Origin of the sequence: Aeromicrobium alkaliterrae (genome assembly GCF_039529015.1) — a bacterium.
GTDB lineage: Bacteria > Actinomycetota > Actinomycetes > Propionibacteriales > Nocardioidaceae > Aeromicrobium > Aeromicrobium alkaliterrae.
In genome coordinates this window covers 207,354-222,471 of sequence record NZ_BAAAME010000005.1, presented here as the reverse complement: position 1 = coordinate 222,471, position 15,118 = coordinate 207,354, and the positions used below count along the sequence as shown (strand labels likewise).

18 protein-coding genes and 1 tRNA gene are annotated in these 15,118 nt (G+C 72.5%); 12 read left to right on the top strand and 7 right to left on the bottom strand.

Annotated elements, in window-relative coordinates; genetic code table 11:
• Positions 1 to 67 precede the first annotated feature (67 nt).
• Positions 68 to 144, bottom strand: a tRNA-Pro gene (locus ABD127_RS15145).
• Positions 145 to 175: 31 nt separating this feature from the next.
• Positions 176 to 1,078 (bottom strand): metallophosphoesterase, encoded by a 903-nt coding sequence (locus ABD127_RS15140; protein WP_344203014.1) that lies wholly within the window; start codon positions 1,076 to 1,078, stop codon positions 176 to 178.
• Between the two features lie 65 nt (positions 1,079 to 1,143).
• Between ABD127_RS15140 and ABD127_RS15135 the strand changes: the two genes are divergently transcribed.
• Positions 1,144 to 1,605 carry a GatB/YqeY domain-containing protein gene (locus ABD127_RS15135; protein WP_344203012.1) on the top strand — a complete coding sequence of 154 codons (462 nt, stop codon included), beginning with the start codon at positions 1,144 to 1,146 and terminating at the stop codon, positions 1,603 to 1,605.
• A 126-nt stretch (positions 1,606 to 1,731) separates the two neighbouring features.
• Here ABD127_RS15135 and ABD127_RS15130 read toward each other — a convergent pair whose 3' ends face one another.
• On the bottom strand, positions 1,732 to 3,867 hold the full coding sequence (locus ABD127_RS15130) for a transglycosylase domain-containing protein (RefSeq protein WP_344203010.1): 2,136 nt from the start codon (positions 3,865 to 3,867) through the stop codon (positions 1,732 to 1,734).
• Positions 3,868 to 4,105: 238 nt separating this feature from the next.
• Between ABD127_RS15130 and ABD127_RS15125 the strand changes: the two genes are divergently transcribed.
• Positions 4,106 to 4,366 (top strand): WhiB family transcriptional regulator, encoded by a 261-nt coding sequence (locus ABD127_RS15125; protein ID WP_229052253.1) that lies wholly within the window; start codon positions 4,106 to 4,108, stop codon positions 4,364 to 4,366.
• Between the two features lie 2 nt (positions 4,367 to 4,368).
• Here the strand turns inward: ABD127_RS15125 and bagB are convergent, their stop codons facing one another.
• Both bagB and bagA read right to left on the bottom strand, forming a co-directional pair.
• Positions 4,369 to 5,556, bottom strand: coding sequence for an ArsA family ATPase (gene bagB / locus ABD127_RS15120; RefSeq protein ID WP_344203007.1), 1,188 nt, complete (start codon positions 5,554 to 5,556; stop codon positions 4,369 to 4,371).
• Positions 5,557 to 5,602: 46 nt separating this feature from the next.
• Positions 5,603 to 6,571 (bottom strand): ATPase BagA, encoded by a 969-nt coding sequence (bagA, locus tag ABD127_RS15115; protein WP_344203006.1) that lies wholly within the window; start codon positions 6,569 to 6,571, stop codon positions 5,603 to 5,605.
• A gap of 135 nt (positions 6,572 to 6,706) precedes the next feature.
• Between bagA and ABD127_RS15110 the strand changes: the two genes are divergently transcribed.
• The 5 genes from ABD127_RS15110 (at position 6,707) to ABD127_RS15090 (ending at position 9,676) form a co-directional block, all read left to right on the top strand.
• Positions 6,707 to 7,267 carry a hypothetical protein gene (locus ABD127_RS15110; protein ID WP_344203004.1) on the top strand — a complete coding sequence of 187 codons (561 nt, stop codon included), beginning with the start codon at positions 6,707 to 6,709 and terminating at the stop codon, positions 7,265 to 7,267.
• Between the two features lie 144 nt (positions 7,268 to 7,411).
• Complete coding sequence (gene sp36, locus ABD127_RS15105) at positions 7,412 to 7,567, top strand: Sp36 family protein (protein WP_344203002.1); 156 nt, start codon at positions 7,412 to 7,414, stop codon at positions 7,565 to 7,567.
• Between the two features lies 1 nt (position 7,568).
• Positions 7,569 to 8,030 carry a RidA family protein gene (locus ABD127_RS15100; protein ID WP_344203000.1) on the top strand — a complete coding sequence of 154 codons (462 nt, stop codon included), beginning with the start codon at positions 7,569 to 7,571 and terminating at the stop codon, positions 8,028 to 8,030.
• Between the two features lie 27 nt (positions 8,031 to 8,057).
• Positions 8,058 to 8,861, top strand: coding sequence for an NUDIX hydrolase (locus tag ABD127_RS15095; RefSeq protein WP_344202999.1), 804 nt, complete (start codon positions 8,058 to 8,060; stop codon positions 8,859 to 8,861).
• Positions 8,858 to 9,676: an MBL fold metallo-hydrolase gene (locus ABD127_RS15090; protein ID WP_344202997.1), complete on the top strand. Its 819-nt coding sequence runs from the start codon at positions 8,858 to 8,860 to the stop codon at positions 9,674 to 9,676. Before ABD127_RS15095 ends, ABD127_RS15090 begins: the two co-directional genes overlap by 4 nt.
• A gap of 114 nt (positions 9,677 to 9,790) precedes the next feature.
• On the opposite strand, the gene ABD127_RS15085 is transcribed toward ABD127_RS15090, so the two are convergent.
• Complete coding sequence (locus ABD127_RS15085) at positions 9,791 to 10,468, bottom strand: Crp/Fnr family transcriptional regulator (RefSeq protein WP_229052245.1); 678 nt, start codon at positions 10,466 to 10,468, stop codon at positions 9,791 to 9,793.
• 137 nt (positions 10,469 to 10,605) lie between these two features.
• Here ABD127_RS15085 and nth point away from each other — a divergent pair, with 137 nt between their 5' ends.
• From nth to ABD127_RS15060, 5 genes are read left to right on the top strand one after another with little or no spacing between them, the layout of a single operon-like run.
• Positions 10,606 to 11,346, top strand: coding sequence for an endonuclease III (gene nth, locus ABD127_RS15080; RefSeq protein WP_344203695.1), 741 nt, complete (start codon positions 10,606 to 10,608; stop codon positions 11,344 to 11,346).
• Positions 11,343 to 11,966, top strand: a complete 624-nt coding sequence (locus tag ABD127_RS15075; RefSeq protein ID WP_344202995.1) for a TlpA family protein disulfide reductase — start codon at positions 11,343 to 11,345, stop codon at positions 11,964 to 11,966. The genes nth and ABD127_RS15075 overlap by 4 nt, the downstream gene beginning before the upstream one ends.
• Positions 11,963 to 12,625, top strand: coding sequence for an NUDIX hydrolase (locus tag ABD127_RS15070; protein ID WP_344202993.1), 663 nt, complete (start codon positions 11,963 to 11,965; stop codon positions 12,623 to 12,625). Before ABD127_RS15075 ends, ABD127_RS15070 begins: the two co-directional genes overlap by 4 nt.
• On the top strand, positions 12,622 to 13,791 hold the full coding sequence (locus ABD127_RS15065; RefSeq protein ID WP_344202992.1) for a MarP family serine protease: 1,170 nt from the start codon (positions 12,622 to 12,624) through the stop codon (positions 13,789 to 13,791). The genes ABD127_RS15070 and ABD127_RS15065 overlap by 4 nt, the downstream gene beginning before the upstream one ends.
• Positions 13,788 to 14,630 carry a hypothetical protein gene (locus ABD127_RS15060; protein ID WP_344202990.1) on the top strand — a complete coding sequence of 281 codons (843 nt, stop codon included), beginning with the start codon at positions 13,788 to 13,790 and terminating at the stop codon, positions 14,628 to 14,630. Before ABD127_RS15065 ends, ABD127_RS15060 begins: the two co-directional genes overlap by 4 nt.
• Here the strand turns inward: ABD127_RS15060 and ABD127_RS15055 are convergent.
• On the bottom strand, positions 14,596 to 15,036 hold the full coding sequence (locus ABD127_RS15055) for a phage holin family protein (RefSeq protein ID WP_344202989.1): 441 nt from the start codon (positions 15,034 to 15,036) through the stop codon (positions 14,596 to 14,598). The two genes, ABD127_RS15060 and ABD127_RS15055, sit on opposite strands and share 35 nt — an antisense overlap.
• Positions 15,037 to 15,118: the final 82 nt, after the last annotated feature.

Here is a 15,118-nt window from a genome sequence, read left to right as displayed (position 1 = left end):
CGCACATCTGGTGGCTCGACCAATACGAAGAGGGCCCACCGACTTCGTCGGCGGACCCTCTTCGTATTGGTCGGGGTGACAGGATTTGAACCTGCGGCCTCGTCGTCCCGAACGACGCGCGCTACCAAGCTGCGCCACACCCCGGCCGTCACTGCGGTGAGCGACCTCGGAGAGTCTACCCAGTGAGGGTCAGCAATGTCGCCTCGGGGCGGCACGCGAAGCGCACCTGCGCGTAGCGGGAGGTGCCGAGCCCTGCGGAGACGTGCATCCACGACGGCTCGTGCTCGCCCACCTGGTGCGTGTGCAGGCCCTTCGCGCGCTTCGTGTCGAGGTCGCAGTTGGTCGTGAGCGCGCCGTAAAACGGGACGCACAGCTGCCCGCCGTGGGTGTGGCCCGCCAGGATCAGCGGGTACCCGAGCTGGTTCCAGTGGTCGAGGACCCGCAGGTACGGGGCGTGGGCCACACCGATCGCGAGGTCCGCCGCGGGGTCGGCCGGCACGTCCTTCAGGACGTCGTACTCCAGGTGCGGGTCGTCGACGCCCGTGAACGACAGCCGCCGACCGTCGACCACGAGCTTGTCCTCCCGGTTCGACAGGTCGACCCAGCCGCGCGCCGTGAACGCCTCACGCATCTGTTCGAACGGCAGGTCGCGCTGGCGCTCCCACGAACCGCCGGCCGCGACGCCCGAGCCGCCCACGAGGTAGCGGAACGGGTTCTTGGGCTGCGGCGAGAAGTAGTCGTTCGAGCCGAAGACGAACACGCCCGGCACGTCCAGCAGCGGGCCGTAGGCGTCGAGCACGGCGGGCAGGGCGTCGACGTGCGAGAGGTTGTCGCCGGTGTTGACCACCAGGTCGGGCTCGAGCGCGGCCAGGCCGCGGAGCCACTCCTGCTTGCGTCCCTGCGACGGCGTCATGTGGGCGTCGGACAGGTGCAGGACCCGCAGCGGGCGCGAGCCCGGCGCGAGCACCGGGACGGTGACCCGGCGCAGCGTGAAGGCGCGCACCTCGACGGCGGTACCCCAGGCCAAGGCCCCCGCACCGAGGAGGGTCGACCACAGGAGGGCGTCACGAGCGCGCATGCGACCAGCCTCGCACACGGTCGTACCTCGGACCGCGGTCGCGACCCGTGCGCGACAATGGCCCCATGTCCGCTCTCAAGGAACGTCTGCGCTCCGACCTCACGACCGCGCTCAAGGCTCGCGAGGCGCTGACCGCCTCGACGATCCGCCTCGTCCTGGCGGCGATCAGCACCGCCGAGGTCGCCGGCACGCAGGCCCGCGAGCTGAACGACGAGGAGGTCCTCGACATCGTCGTCAAGGAGGCCAAGAAGCGCCGCGAGTCGGCGACGGCCTTCGACGACGGGGGCCGGCCCGAGATGGCGCAGAAGGAGCGCGACGAGGCCGAGATCCTCGCCGCCTACCTGCCCGCCGGGCTGAGCGACGCCGAGGTCGCGGCGATCGTGACCGCCGCGATCGAGCAGACCGGCGCGGCCGGCGAGGGCATGAAGGCGATGGGCAAGGTCATGGGCCTCGTCCAGCCGCAGGTCAAGGGCCGGGCCGACGGGGGCGCCGTCGCCGCCGAGGTCAAGCGCCAGCTCGGCGCCTGACCCGCACCCGCCCGGCCTGCCACCAGATGTGTGCGCTCCCGGGGCTCGGGGCACCTGAGACCGCCCCCGCAGCGCACACATCGTGCAGCGGGCCCCCCGCGAGCGCACACATCTGGCGGACTGAGGTCAGGGGGCGGGCGGGGGTGCGGCCGGGTCCGCGGGCGGTGCGGCCGGGGCCTGGGTCGGCTGGGGCGGTGCCGGGTTGGACGGCCTGCCCTGCGGCGGGCGCGCGAACTCGATCGGGCTCAGGAAGTCGTCGATGACGTGCATCGCGTCGGCCCACATCGGGCCCGCGACCGAGCTGCCGGCCGCGTTGCCGCCGCGCAGGGCGATCGGCACGCCGTCGGCGTCGGCTCCGGCGATCATGGCCGCGGCGGCCAGCTCGGGCGTGTAGCCGACGTACCAGACGGCCTTGGCCGAGGTGGTCGTGCCGGTCTTGGCGGCCGAGGGGACCGAGAGGCCCGTGCCGCGCGAGTAGCCGAAGCCGCCGGGCTCCTGCAGGCCGCGCGTGATGTCGTTGATCTGCGCCGAGACCTCCTCGGTGAGCACGCGGGTGCACTCCGGCTGGTAGGTCTTGACCGGCTCGCCGTCGGGTCCGACGATCTCGCTGACGGGCTGCGGCTTGCAGTACAGCCCGCCCGAGGCGGCGGTGGCGTACGCGGCGGCCATGTCGAGGACGCTGGTGTCGGTGACGCCGAGCGTGAACGACGGGACTTCCTGGTTCTCCGGCACCGTGATGCCCATCGAGCGGGCCATCGTCACGGTGGGGCAGAGCCCGACCTTGGCCTCGAGCTGGGCGAAGTAGGTGTTCACCGACAGGCGCATGCCCGTGTACATGTTGGTGTAGCCCGACGTCGTGGAGTTGCGGACGTCGAACTTGCTGGTGCCGCGGTCCTGGCAGTCGAAGTACGTGCCCGGCGGGATGGTCATGCGGGCCGGGGAGTTGAAGCCCGTGGAGACCGGCAGGCCCTGCTCGAGCGCCGCGGCGAGCGTGAACATCTTGAACGTCGAGCCGGCCTGGAAGCCGTTCGACTCGGTGAAGGGCTTCGAGACCGCGAAGTTGATGTAGGACTGGCCCGCACCGCGGTCGGTGCCCATGGGCCGCGACTGCGCGACGCCGCGCACCTTGCCCGTGCCGGGCTCGACGAGCGCCATGGCGCCGATCGCGCTGTCGGTGGGCGCGACGTGGTCGGCCACGGCAGCGTTGATCGCGCCCTGCATGTTCAGGTCGATGTTGGACTTGATCGTCAGGCCGCCGCGCTTGAGCATCTCGCGACGCTCGTCGACGGTGTTGCCGAGCGCCGGCTCCTGCAGCAGGTACTGCGTGACGTAGTCGCACGAGAAGGCGGCCGAGGACGTGACGCACCCGTTGGGGTACTCCGTGACGTTGAGACCGAGGTCGGTCGCCTGCAGGTCCGTGGACTCCTTCTCCGAGAGCTTGCCCTGCTGGCCCATGACGGCCAGGACCGTGTTGCGGCGCTGCAGGGCCTTCTCCGGGTAGACGTTCGGGTCGAAGCCGACGGGGTTCTTCACCAGGCCGGCGAGCATCGCGGCCTGCTGGGCGGTGAGCTGGTCGGGCGTGACCGAGAAGTAGTGCGACGCGGCCGAGTAGATGCCGTAGGCACCGTCACCGAAGTACGCGATGTTGAGGTACTGCTGGAGGATCTCGTCCTTCGAGAACTCCTGCTCCATGTCGATCGCGAGGCGCAGCTCGCGCACCTTGCGCGCGATCGTCTCCTCGGTGGCGGCCTGCTTCTCCTCGTCGGTGCCCGCCTGCTGCAGGAGGGTCATCTTGACGAGCTGCTGGGTGATCGTGGAGCCGCCCTGGGTCGAGCCGGTGGCGGAGTTGTTGACGAGGGCGCGGATCGTGCCCTCGACGTCGAGGGCGCCGTGCTCGTAGAAGCGGTGGTCCTCGATCGCGAGGATCGCGTCCTGCATGACCGGCGCGATCTGCTCGAGCGGGACGTCCTGGCGGTTCTCCTCGAAGAAGTACGCGATGAGCTGGCCGTCGGCCGCGAGCACGCGGCTCGTCTGCGGGTTGCTCGAGTCGGGCAGCGTCAGCGGGAGCGACATGATGTCGTCAGCAGCGCGCGTGAACGTGTAGGTGCCCAGCGCCGCCGCCGGGGCGATGATGCCCGCCAGCAGCAGTCCGCCGATCGCGGCCAGGCGCAGCACCGAGAAGGCAGCAGCGCCCGCCGAGGGCGGGCGGGGTTCATCGCGCACGCGGCGTCGGAGACGTGTCGCAGCACGATCCCAGTCCATGCGCACACGATACGTGACGCCACCCGGCCGGGCCGGTCACGCACGCGCCGGGGAGCCGCCGCGTCGCCGCGGGCCGCGCTCGGATCGGCCGCCGCGGGGGCGAAAACGGGACGTATGGCCCAAAAGGACTATGCGAAACACCTCACCATGGCCCTGCCGCAGGTCCTCAGGTTTTTCATACGGTCGTCTCAGACACCTTAGGTCCCGTCGGGTCGGGACCACTCTCGGGAGGTTCATCATGACGTGGAACGCGAACTGGTCGGCGAACGCCGCCTGTCGTGGCAAGACCGAAGAGCTCTTCGTCAAGGGCGCGGAGCAGAATCGCGCCAAGGTGATGTGCGGCGGATGCCCCGTCACGGCGGAGTGCCTCGCGGAGGCTCTGGACAACCGCATCGAGTGGGGTGTCTGGGGCGGGATGACCGAGCGTGAGCGCCGTGCGCTCCTGCGCCGTCGCCCCAACGTGACGCAGTGGCGTCGCGTGCTCCAGCCGACTGGCTGAGGTCACCTCGCCAGGAGGGTCCCTACCTTGCGGAGGCCCTTCAGGTCGTGGACGTCGGTGGACAGGGCGGTCACCGGCACCTGCGGGACGCCGGGGTGCGCCCGGGCGAACCCGTCGCGCTCGCGCTGCTCGCGTGCTGCGGTGAGAAGGCGCTCGACGTGCACGTCGAGCAGCTCGGCTACCTGTGACTCGGGCCCACCGGCCTCGCGGAGGCGTCGCGCGACCGCACGGGCGTCGTCGAGCTCGATCGCGTCGGTGACGTCGTCGTGCACGCGGTTGACCACCAGGCCCGCCAGCGGCATGCGGTCGCCCGCCAGCCGCTCGACGAAGTAGGAGGCCTCGCGCATCGCCGCGGGCTCGGGCGAGGCCACCACCAGGAAGGCCGTGCCGGGGGCCTGCAGCAAGGCGTAGGTCGCCTCGGCGCGCTGCCGGAAGCCGCCGAAGAGCGTGTCGAACGCGGCGACGAACGTCTGCACGTCGCTCAGCACCTGGGCGCCGAGGACCTTGTTGATCGCGCCCGTGACCATGCCGAAGCCGGCGCTCAGCAGCCGGGCCGGGCCCTTCGCGGGCGCGAGCAGGAGCTTGATGAAGCGGCCGTCGAGCATCGACGACAGCCGCTCAGGGGCGTCGAGGAAGTCCAGGGCCGAGCGCGACGGCGGGGTGTCGACCACGATCAGGTCCCACTCGTCCTGCGCGTGGAGCTGGCCCAGCTTCTCCATCGCCATGTACTCCTGCGTGCCCGCGAACGAGCTGGAGAGCGCTTGGTAGAAGGGGTTGCCGAGGATCTGCGCGGCCTTCTCGGGCGTCGCGTGGCTCTCGACGACCTCGTCGAAGGTCCGCTTCATGTCGAGCATCATCGCGTCGAGCGAGCCGCCGTCGGCCCCCGCGCCGTCGACGGCGCGCGGGGTGTTGTCGAGCTCGGTCAGGCCCATCGACTGGGCCAGGCGGCGGGCCGGGTCGATCGTCAGGACGCACACGCGTCGGCCCGCGTCGGCCGCACGCATCGCGAGCGCGGCCGAGGTCGTCGTCTTGCCGACGCCGCCCGAGCCGCAGCACACGATGATGCGCACCGAGCGGTCGGCGATCAGCGCGTCGACGTCGAGGTTGCCCGCGGCGTCGCGCGAGGCGACCACGCGAGCCTGGGAACGGGGGCGGCCGGACGCCGGCGCCGTGCGGGACTTGTTCGTCATGCCGGCACCGGCCTGAAGTCCTGGATCGTCACTCGCTGGCGCTCGTTCATGCGACCCCCTGCTCGCGGAGGCGACCGGCGAGGTCGAGCAGGCTGCCGAGGTCGACGCCGTCGAGCAGCGGCAGCTCGGCCGTCTGCGCCGGCGAGTCGGTCAGGAGGGCGCGCTGGGCGGCCTGCAGCGCCTGGCGCTCCAGGTGGCCCTGGCCCTCGGCGACGAGCGTGGCGCCCGCGGTCGCGTCGAGCCCGGCCGACTCCAGGACGGCGCCGACGGCGGCCGCGTCGAGCGTCCCGTCGGTGACCGCCGCGGCCGTCGCGGCGTCGAGCAGCCCGCCACGGACCAGGTTGACGATCACGTGCCCGACCGGGAGCTCGGCCGACTCCAGGTCGGCGATCCCGTCGAGGGTCTCCTGCACCGGCATCTCCTCGAGGACCGTCACGAGGTGCACGCGGGTCGAGCCTGACCGCATCATCGCGGTGACCGCGTCGGACTGACGGCGGATCGGGCCGACCTTCGCCAGGCCGGCGACCTCGGTGCTGACGTTGAGGAAGCGGGTGATGCGACCGGTCGGCGGCGCGTCGATGACGATCGCGTCGTACTGCGGACCGGTGTCCTTCTTCTCGCCGCGGCGCCGGGCGATCTCGTAGACCTTGCCCGTCAGCAGGACGTCGCGGACACCGGGGGCGATCGTCGTGGCGAAGTCGATGACCCCGAACTTGTCGAGCGCCTTCCCGGCGCGGCCGAGCCGGTAGAACATGTCGAGGTACTCCAGCAGCGCGGACTCGGCGTCGATCGCGAGCGCGAACACCTCGCCGCCGTCCAGGCCCGAGGCGACGCGGCGCTCCTCGTACGGCAGGGGAGCGACGTCGAGCAGCTGCGCGATGCCCTGCCGGCCCTCGACCTCGCACACGAGCACGCGCTGACCTCGGCCGGCGAGGGCGAGGGCGAGGGCGACGGCGACGGTGGTCTTGCCCGTGCCGCCCTTGCCGGTCACGACGTGGAGGGCGGTGGACGACACGCTCGCAGCCTAGCGAGATCCGGGTCGCCCGCTCGTCGGAACGACGGGACGGGCCGAGGGAAAACCCCCGCCTCTCTGCCGGTCGACCCGCGTTAGCGTGGCGGGACCATCCGTCTCCACCCCCGGGAGCCTCTCGTGCGTCGTCTCCGTCTCGTCTCGACCGTCCTCCTGCCGCTCGCCCTGCTCTCGGCCTGTGGTGGTGACGACGACGCAGGCACCGGCTCGGACACGGGGAGCGGTGGGGACTCCAGCAGCGAGGCGTCCGAGGACGACGCCCCGGCCGAGGCCCCCAACGTCTGCGAGATCTTCCCAGCCGCCGACGCCGGTGCGGTCTCCGGCCTGACGCTGACGGCGGAGGAGGGACCGTTCGACATCTGCGAATACGGCCAGGAGGACCCGCGTGCGACCTCGTTCAGCCTCGGCGCCCAGCTCGAGTCCGAGCTCGGCGGCGGTGCGGAGGTCTACCTCGACGCCCTGTCGAGCGGGATCACGGTGGAGGACGAGAGCGCGCCGGACGTCGGCGAGCAGGCGCGGATCGTGACCGGTGAGCTGCAGGGATTCAGCCAGACCGCGGGCGCGGCACTGTCCGGTGGCGTGCTCTACACCGTGAACCTCACTCCGGGCAGCGACCTGGACGCCGCCGCCGAGCTCGCCCTGGCCGAGGAGCTCCTGCGCGCCCTCGTCGACGCCGCCTGACACCGTCCCCGGATGGGCGGTAGGTGAGCCACCTCTCGACCCCGTGAACGGTGGCTGACCTACCGCCCATCCGGGGAGCCAGCCCAAAGGTGGCTGAGGTACCGCCCCGAGGACGCAGCGGTGGCGCGCCGCTAGAGTCGGCCCATGACCACCTGGGAGTACCTGACCGCCCCCGTGCTCGTGCACAACACCAAGGCGATCCTCGACAACTTCGGCCGCGACGGCTGGGAGCTCGTCCAGATCGTCCCGGGGCTGAACCCCGAGAACCTCGTGGCGTACTTCAAGCGCCCGGCGGCCTGACGTGCCGGCCGTCCTCGACCGGCTCGCCGCGCTCGGCCTGACGGTCCCGCCCGTCGCCGCCCCGGTCGCGGCCTACGTGCCCGCGGTCGCGCACGGCGGGTTCGTGTTCACCTCCGGCCAGCTCCCGTTCGACTCCGGTGTGCTCCTGGCGACCGGGAAGGTCGGCGCCGAGATCAGCACCGAGGAGGCGGCCGCGCTCGCGCAGGTCGCCGCGCTGAACGCGATCGCCGCCGTGGCGAGCGTCGTCGATCTCGAGTCGGTCGTCCAGGTCGTGAAGGTCGGCGTTTTCGTCGCCAGCGCGCCCGGCTTCACGGGCCAGCCGGCCGTCGCGAACGGCGCCAGCGAGCTGTTCGCCGGCGCCTTCGGTGACGCTGGTCAGCACGCCCGCAGCGCCGTCGGCGTCGCGGAGCTCCCGCTCGGCTCCCCGGTCGAGGTCGAGCTGCAGGTCGCCGTCCGCCTCTGAGGCGACGGCAGTGAGGAGGAGGCGCGCATGAGGACCCGACTTCCCGACGGCTGGGAGCCGAAGGACGCTCCACCCGTGGCGCCGCGCGACGCCGCGACCGTCGCACTCCTGCGCGACACCCCGTCCGGCTCGCAGACCTACCTCCTGCGCCGCCAGCCGACGATGGCCTTCGCCGCGGGCATGTCGGTCTTCCCCGGCGGCTCCACGCAGGCCGGCGACGACGAGCCGATCGGCTGGGTCGGGCCGTCGCCCGACGCGTGGGCCGAGCGGCTCCGCTGCACGCCCGAGGTCGCCCGGGCCTTGGTGGTCGCCGCCGTGCGCGAGACGTTCGAGGAGTCCGGCATCCTGCTCGCCGGCCCCGACGAGCACGCGACCGCGACCGAGCTCGACACCGACGAGATCACCCAGGTGCGGCTCGACCTCGATGCCGCCCGCCGCAGCCTCGCGGACGTCCTGGACGAGCGGGGATGGGTGCTGCGCACCGACCTCCTCGGCGCGTGGGCGCACTGGATCACGCCGACGTTCGAGCCGCGCCGGTTCGACACCCGCTTCTTCGTGGCCGCCGTGCCGGAGGGACAGCGCGTCGGCTCGCTCCCGGGCGAGGCCGACCGTGCGGCGTGGATCGCCCCGCAGGACGCGCTCGACTCCGCCGCCAGTGGAGGCGTCGCGCTGATGCCGCCGACCATCGCCGTGTGCCAGGACCTCGTGGGGCTGAAGGCCACCGACGTCGTCCGGCTCTCGGCGGAGCGGGTCATCGAGACGGTCGAGCCGTACCTCGAGCGCACAGGCGACGCCTGGTACATCGTCAACACCGTGGGGGAGTCGTCATGAGCGCTGAGATTCCCGAGATCCCGGACGTCACCGCCGGGCCGACCGACGTGGCGGTGCGGGTCAGCGACCTCGCCACCGTGGTGCGGGCCGACAACGCGGGCATCATGACGCTCGACGGCACCAACACGTGGATCCTGCGCGCTCCGGGCGCGGCCCGCAGCATCGTCGTGGACCCCGGCCCCGACGACGTCACGCACCTCGACGCCGTGCTGGCGGAGGCCGGCGACGTCGCCCTCGTGCTCTACACGCACTGGCACGGCGACCACACCGACGCGATCGACACGATGGTGGCGCGCACGGGCGCTCCGGCGCGGGCGCGCGACGCCGCCTGGTGCCGTGACGCCGAGCCGCTGGCCGACGGCGAGGTCGTCGAGGTCGACGGCCTGCGGGTCGAGGTCGTGCACACCTCGGGTCACACGCAGGACTCGATCTGCCTGCTGGTCGAGGACGACGCCGCACTGCTGACGGGCGACACGATCCTGGGGCGGGGCACGACGATCATCGCCCACCCCGACGGAGCGCTCGGGTCGTACCTGGACTCGCTCGACCGGATCGGAGAGGTCGTCTCCGCGGGCCGCGCCTCGCGCTTCTACCCGGCCCACGGCCCGGTCCTGCCGGACGCGCACGGCGTCGTGGAGTTCTACCGCGCGCACCGCCTGGAGCGGCTCGAGCAGGTGCGTGCTGCGGTCGCCGACGGCGCCGTCACCGCGCGCGAGGTCGTCGAGCGCGTGTACGCCGAGGTCGACGAGTCGCTGTGGCCCGCCGCCGAGCGCTCCGTCGAGGCCCAGCTGGAGTACCTGACCGCTCGCGAGTGAATTCCCGCCCCGCCGCGAGTGGATTCCCGCCCCGCGGCGAGTGAGTTTCCGCCCCACCGCACGCAGGAAGCCCCCGCCCGAGGGGCGGGGGCTTCCTTCCAGCGTGGGATCGGATCAGCGCGCGCGGCGCTGGAGCCGGTCGAGGTCCAGGATGATGACCGACCGCGGCTCGAGACGCAGCCAGCCGCGCGAGGCGAAGTCGGCGAGCGCCTTGTTGACCGTCTCGCGCGACGCGCCGACGAGCTGCGCCAGCTCCTCCTGCGTGAGGTCGTGGTTGACGTGGACGCCGTCGTCGGCGCCGCGGCCGAACCGGCTCGCGAGGTCGAGGAGCGCCTTGGCGACACGGCCGGGGACGTCGGAGAACACCAGGTCGCCGACCACCTCGTTCGTGCGGCGCAGGCGGCCGGCGAGCTGGTGGAGCAGCGCGTTGGCGACGCCGGGGTGCGCCTCGAGGACGGGGCTCAGGGCCTCGTGACCGAGACTGCGCATGTCGACGTCGGTGACCGCCGTGGCGGTGGCCGAGCGCGGACCGGGATCGAAGAACGACAGCTCGCCGAACATCTGTCCCGGACCGAGGATCGCGAGAAGGTTCTCGCGGCCGTCGGGGGAGGTTCGGCCGAGCTTGATCTTCCCGTCGACCACGACGTAGAGCTGGTCGCCGTCGTCGCCCTCGTTGAACAGGACCTCGCCGCGCCGCAGGCTCACCGCCGTCATCGACGCCTCGAGCGTCGCCGCTGCATCCTCGCCGAGACCGGCGAAGAGCGGGGCCTGGCGGAGCACTTCCTCGGACACGTGGGCCTTCTCTCAATGTGGTGTTTCACACGTACCGTCAAATTCTGTCACACTCTGGCGCGCGAACGGCAGATTGACGGGCCAACTACGCTGGGTTCGTGGCGCGACCGGAGAGTGTTCGTGGCTCCGGCCGAGGCATCGGGGAGCCGTCCAGCGGCGATCCCACCGCCCACGACGTCTCCCGCACGGCCCTCGTGCGCCGCGCGCGCCGCATCCACCGGGTGCTGGCCGAGACGTATCCGGACGCCCGGTGCGAGCTCGACTTCCGTACGCCGTTCGAGCTGCTGGTCGCGACCGTGCTCTCGGCGCAGACCACCGACCGCCGGGTCAACGCGGTCACCCCGGTGGTGTTCGAGCGGTGGCCCGACGCTGCCGCGATGGCCGGTGCCGACCGTGCCGAGCTGGAGGAGATCATCCGCCCGACCGGCTTCTTCCGCGCCAAGGCCGGGCACGTGCTGGGACTGTCGGCGGCGATCGTGGAGCGCTTCGGCGGCGACGTCCCGCCGCGGATGGCCGACCTCGTGACGCTGCCCGGCGTCGGTCGCAAGACCGCGAACGTGGTGCTCGGCAACGCCTTCGACGTCCCGGGACTGCCCGTCGACACCCACGTCCTGCGCCTGGTCGAGCGGCTCGGCTGGGCCGATGCGCACACGGTCGCCGACCCGGTCCGCACCGAGCACGCCGTCGGGGCGCTGTTCCCGCGGCGCGACTGGACGATGCTGAGCCACCGCCTGATCTGGCACGGTCGCCGCCGCTGTCACGCACGCACGCCCGCCTGCGGTGCGTGCCCCGTGGCGCGGTGGTGCCCCTCGCGGGGTCTCGGGCCGACCGACCCGGTGCTCGCCGAGGCGCTCGTGACGACGCAAGGTCGCGCATGAACGGCCCGCTCAGCACCGTCGTGCGTCGGTGGTCGACGGCAGCGGTCGTGCTCGTCACGACCCTGACCGCCGTCGCGTGCGCTCCCGACCGAGCGGGCGACGCCGAGACCAACGGCGCCCCGGTCGACACCGCGGTCACCACCGCCGCGCAGGACGCGGGCATCGCCGGGTGCCCGAGCAGGAGCGAGGGCGAGGCGGCCGACTCGCGCCTGGCCGGCATCGAGCTGGTCTGCGTCGCGAGCGGTGCACCGGTCGACCTGGCGGCCTTCGACGGCCCCGTCGTGGTGAACGTCTGGGCGAACTGGTGCGAGCCGTGCCGTGAGGAGCTCCCCCTGCTGGCACGGGCTGCGCAGGAGTACGCCGGGAAGGTCACCTTCGTCGGCGTCCTGTTCGCCGACCAAGACCCGCGCGCCGCGATCTCGCTCGCCCGCGACTCCGGCGTCACCTACCCGCAGGTCGCCGACCCGACGAGCTCGCTGCGCACGGTCCTGTCGCTCCGCGGCCTGCCCACGACCTCCTTCCTGGTCGACGGCGAGGTCGTGGGCTCCCAGCCGACGCCCTACGACGACTACGGTGTGCTCGTCGCGGACATCGCCGAGCACCTGGAGGTCGAGCAGTGAGTGGTCACACCTCTGCCCTGCCGCCCTGGCTGCGCCCCCTGGCGGAGATCGCCGGGTCGGTCCAGCCCGAGCTGCTCTCGCCCCGCTTCCCGCACCCGCCCGCCGACGCTCGCCCGGCCGCGGTGCTGCTCCTGTTCTCCGACGGTGCCGACGGTCCCGAGCTGCTGCTGACCGAGCGCGCCACGACGATGCGCCAGCACGCGGGGCAGGTGTCCTTCCCCGGCGGTCGGGTCGACCCCGGCGACGGGGAGGGCACCGACGGCTTCGTGGCCGCGGCGCTGCGCGAGGCGCAGGAGGAGGTCGGCCTCGACCCGGCCGGCGTCGAGGTGTTCGGCGTGCTGCCGACGCTGTGGCTGCCGCCGAGCAACTTCGCGGTCGCGCCCGTGCTGGCCTACTGGCGTGCCCCCGAGGTGCTGGGGGCCGCGTCGCCGGAGGAGGTGCGGACGGTCCTGCACCAGCCCATCGCGGAGCTGCTCGACCCCGATCGTCGCTTCACCGTGGTGCACCCGATGGGGTGGCGCGGCCCGGCGTTCGACGTGGGCACGACGATCCCGCTCTGGGGGTTCACGGCGGGCATCATCTCGCGCCTGTTCGAGGTCATCGGCTGGGAGCGTCCGTGGGACGTCTCCGACGAGCGAGAGCTGCCGGCCCTGCCATGAACTCCCTCGATCTCTGCATCGTCCTCGTCGCGCTGGCCTTCGCCGTGTCCGGCGTCGTGCAGGGATTCCTGGCGAACCTCGCCGCGACGCTGGGGCTGCTCGCCGGCGGTCTCCTGGCGGTGCTGATCGTGCCGCTGGTCATCTCGCCCGACGAGCCCAGCCTCGCGTCGTCGCTCACGGCCCTCGGCATCGTCGTGGCGGTCGCCGCCGGCGGTCAGATCATGGGCACCGTCGTCGGCACCGACCTGCGCCGCACGGTGCGCACGCCCACGGGCCGCTGGTTCGACGCGGCCGGCGGCGGCGTGCTGAGCGTCGTGTCGGTCCTGGTGGTCTCCTGGGCCCTCGGCTACGCCGTCAGCGGCACGACGGTGCCCTACCTGTCCACCGCGGCGCGCGACTCCACGATCCTCGGTGCGGTCGACGACGCCATGCCGTCGCAGGCCGCGGGCGTGCTGCACGCCTTCAGCGACGTCATCGACGCCAACCTCTTCCCGCGCTACCTCGACCCGTTCGACAGCGAGGACATCGTCCGGGTCGGCCCGCCGGATCCCGCGACGCTGCTGCTGCCCGGCGTCGAGCAGGCGTCGGCCTCGGTCGTGAAGATCCTCGGCGAGGCGTCGTGCGACCGGGGCATCGAGGGCACCGGTTTCGTCTACGCCGAGAACCGGGTCATGACCAACGCCCACGTCGTGGCCGGGGTCTCCCGGCCCAGCGTCGTCACGACCGAGGGCTCGTTCGACGCCGAGGTCGTCGTCTTCGACCCGACGCTCGACGTCGCGGTGCTCGCGGTCGACCTGGACCTGCCGGCCCTCGCCTTCGACACCGCGGGGCGGGCCGGCCAGGACGCCGCGGTGCTCGGCTACCCCGGCAACGGTCCGTTCGACGCGCAGGCGGCCCGCATCCGCGAGCAGATCCGGCTCAAGAGCCCCGACATATACAACGACGGCCAGCACGTGCGCGAGTCGTTCTCGATCCGTAGCCTCGTCCGGTCCGGCAACTCCGGGGGTCCGCTGGTGTCGGCCGACGGGCAGGTCCTCGGCGTGATCTTCGCGGCCTCGGTCACCGACAGCAACACGGGGTACGCGCTGACGGCCTCCCAGGTCGCCGATGCCGCCGAGCAAGGCCGCACCTCCACGCGCGAGGTCGGCACGGGGGGCTGCGCATGAGGGGCTTCGGTGCGTTCCTGGCGGGCCTGTTCGCCGTGGTGGCCTTCGCGGTGCTGCTGCCGACGGCCTGGGTCACGGCGAACATCGCCGACGAGGACGGCTACGTCGACCTCAGCCGCGGGGTGCTCGAGGACGCGGGCACCCGCGACGCGGTCGTCTCGGCCGTCTCCGACGAGCTCGGCGGCCAGACCCGGCAGCGTCTCGTCGACCTGGGCGTGCCGCAGTCGCTGATCGACCAGACCCTCGCCGGCGTCGAGGGCTTCGTCGGCCAGGGCCTGGCGAGCGAGGCCGTCGTCGACGCGTGGGGGGAGTCGCAGCGTGCGGCCCACCGTGACATGTTCCGGCAGGACGGCAGCGGCTTCGTCGTCGAGCTGGGTCCGCTCGTGAACGCCGTGGCGGTGCAGGCAGGGGTCGACCTCGCGGTGCCGACGAGCTTTCCGATCGAGGACGACAGCACGGCGTCGCGCCGGGCCGTGCAGCTGATCGGCGCGAGCCCCATGCTGGCCGTGACGGCCGGTCTCGTCGCGATCGTCGGCGCGTTGAGCGCCGTGCTGCTGGCGCGCAGCCGCGGCGCCGCGCTGGTCTGGCTCGGCCTCGGGGGTCTGCTCGGCGTCGGACTCTCGTACGTCGGGGCGCGGATGGCGTCCGCCTCGGACGTCACGGCAGGTGCGGGCGCCGGGGACCAGGTCGTGTCGGCCCTGCTCGACGTCGCGCGCGAGTCCTACGACGGACTGCTCGGGCGCGCTGCGCTGGGGTCCGCCGCCGTGCTGGCGATCGGTGTGGTGGTGGTGATCGTGACGGCGGTCAGCCGGCGTCGGGAGCCGATCGCTGGCCCTTGAGGGCCGCCGGGATCTGCTTGGCCGTCTCGATCGTGGCCTCCGGGGCCTTGATCTTCTTGATCCGGCCGATGCCGACGACGACCAGCAGGACCGCGAGCAGCAGGTAGGCGCCCGAGACGATCAGGAACGCCCACGCGGGGTGCAGCCCGGTCATCGTCAGGAAGTACGCGAAGGCGAACGACAGCAGGATCACGATGAGGATCCCGAGGAAGCCCGCGACGAGGAACAGCAGCGAGCCGAGCAGGCCGGCCTTGACGCTGAAGCGCATCTCGGCCTTGGCGAGGGCGATCTCGTGCTGGACCAGAGCCGACAGGTCGCGGCTCGCGTCGGCGACGAGGCGACCGATCGTCGGCTCCTCGACCTGCTCGGTCGCGGCGTCGGACGGAGACTTCACGCTGGTGGCCATGGGCGTGAGCCTACAAGCGTCGGGCCTGACCGCACTAGCAAGGCTGCGTGGCTCGGCCGCGAACGGCCTCGCACCTCAACCA

Excerpts from the sequence above, each read along its gene's own strand:
- ABD127_RS15140 (WP_344203014.1), bottom strand. The coding sequence starts at position 1,078 with ATGCGCGCTCGTGACGCCCTCCTGTGGTCGACCCTCCTCGGTGCGGGG.
- ABD127_RS15135 (WP_344203012.1), top strand. The coding sequence starts at position 1,144 with ATGTCCGCTCTCAAGGAACGTCTGCGCTCCGACCTCACGACCGCGCTC.
- ABD127_RS15130 (WP_344203010.1), bottom strand. The coding sequence starts at position 3,867 with ATGGACTGGGATCGTGCTGCGACACGTCTCCGACGCCGCGTGCGCGAT.
- ABD127_RS15125 (WP_229052253.1), top strand. The coding sequence starts at position 4,106 with ATGACGTGGAACGCGAACTGGTCGGCGAACGCCGCCTGTCGTGGCAAG.
- bagB (WP_344203007.1), bottom strand. The coding sequence starts at position 5,556 with ATGACGAACAAGTCCCGCACGGCGCCGGCGTCCGGCCGCCCCCGTTCC.
- sp36 (WP_344203002.1), top strand. The coding sequence starts at position 7,412 with ATGACCACCTGGGAGTACCTGACCGCCCCCGTGCTCGTGCACAACACC.
- ABD127_RS15095 (WP_344202999.1), top strand. The coding sequence starts at position 8,058 with ATGAGGACCCGACTTCCCGACGGCTGGGAGCCGAAGGACGCTCCACCC.
- ABD127_RS15090 (WP_344202997.1), top strand. The coding sequence starts at position 8,858 with ATGAGCGCTGAGATTCCCGAGATCCCGGACGTCACCGCCGGGCCGACC.
- ABD127_RS15075 (WP_344202995.1), top strand. The coding sequence starts at position 11,343 with ATGAACGGCCCGCTCAGCACCGTCGTGCGTCGGTGGTCGACGGCAGCG.
- ABD127_RS15065 (WP_344202992.1), top strand. The coding sequence starts at position 12,622 with ATGAACTCCCTCGATCTCTGCATCGTCCTCGTCGCGCTGGCCTTCGCC.
- ABD127_RS15060 (WP_344202990.1), top strand. The coding sequence starts at position 13,788 with ATGAGGGGCTTCGGTGCGTTCCTGGCGGGCCTGTTCGCCGTGGTGGCC.
- ABD127_RS15055 (WP_344202989.1), bottom strand. The coding sequence starts at position 15,036 with ATGGCCACCAGCGTGAAGTCTCCGTCCGACGCCGCGACCGAGCAGGTC.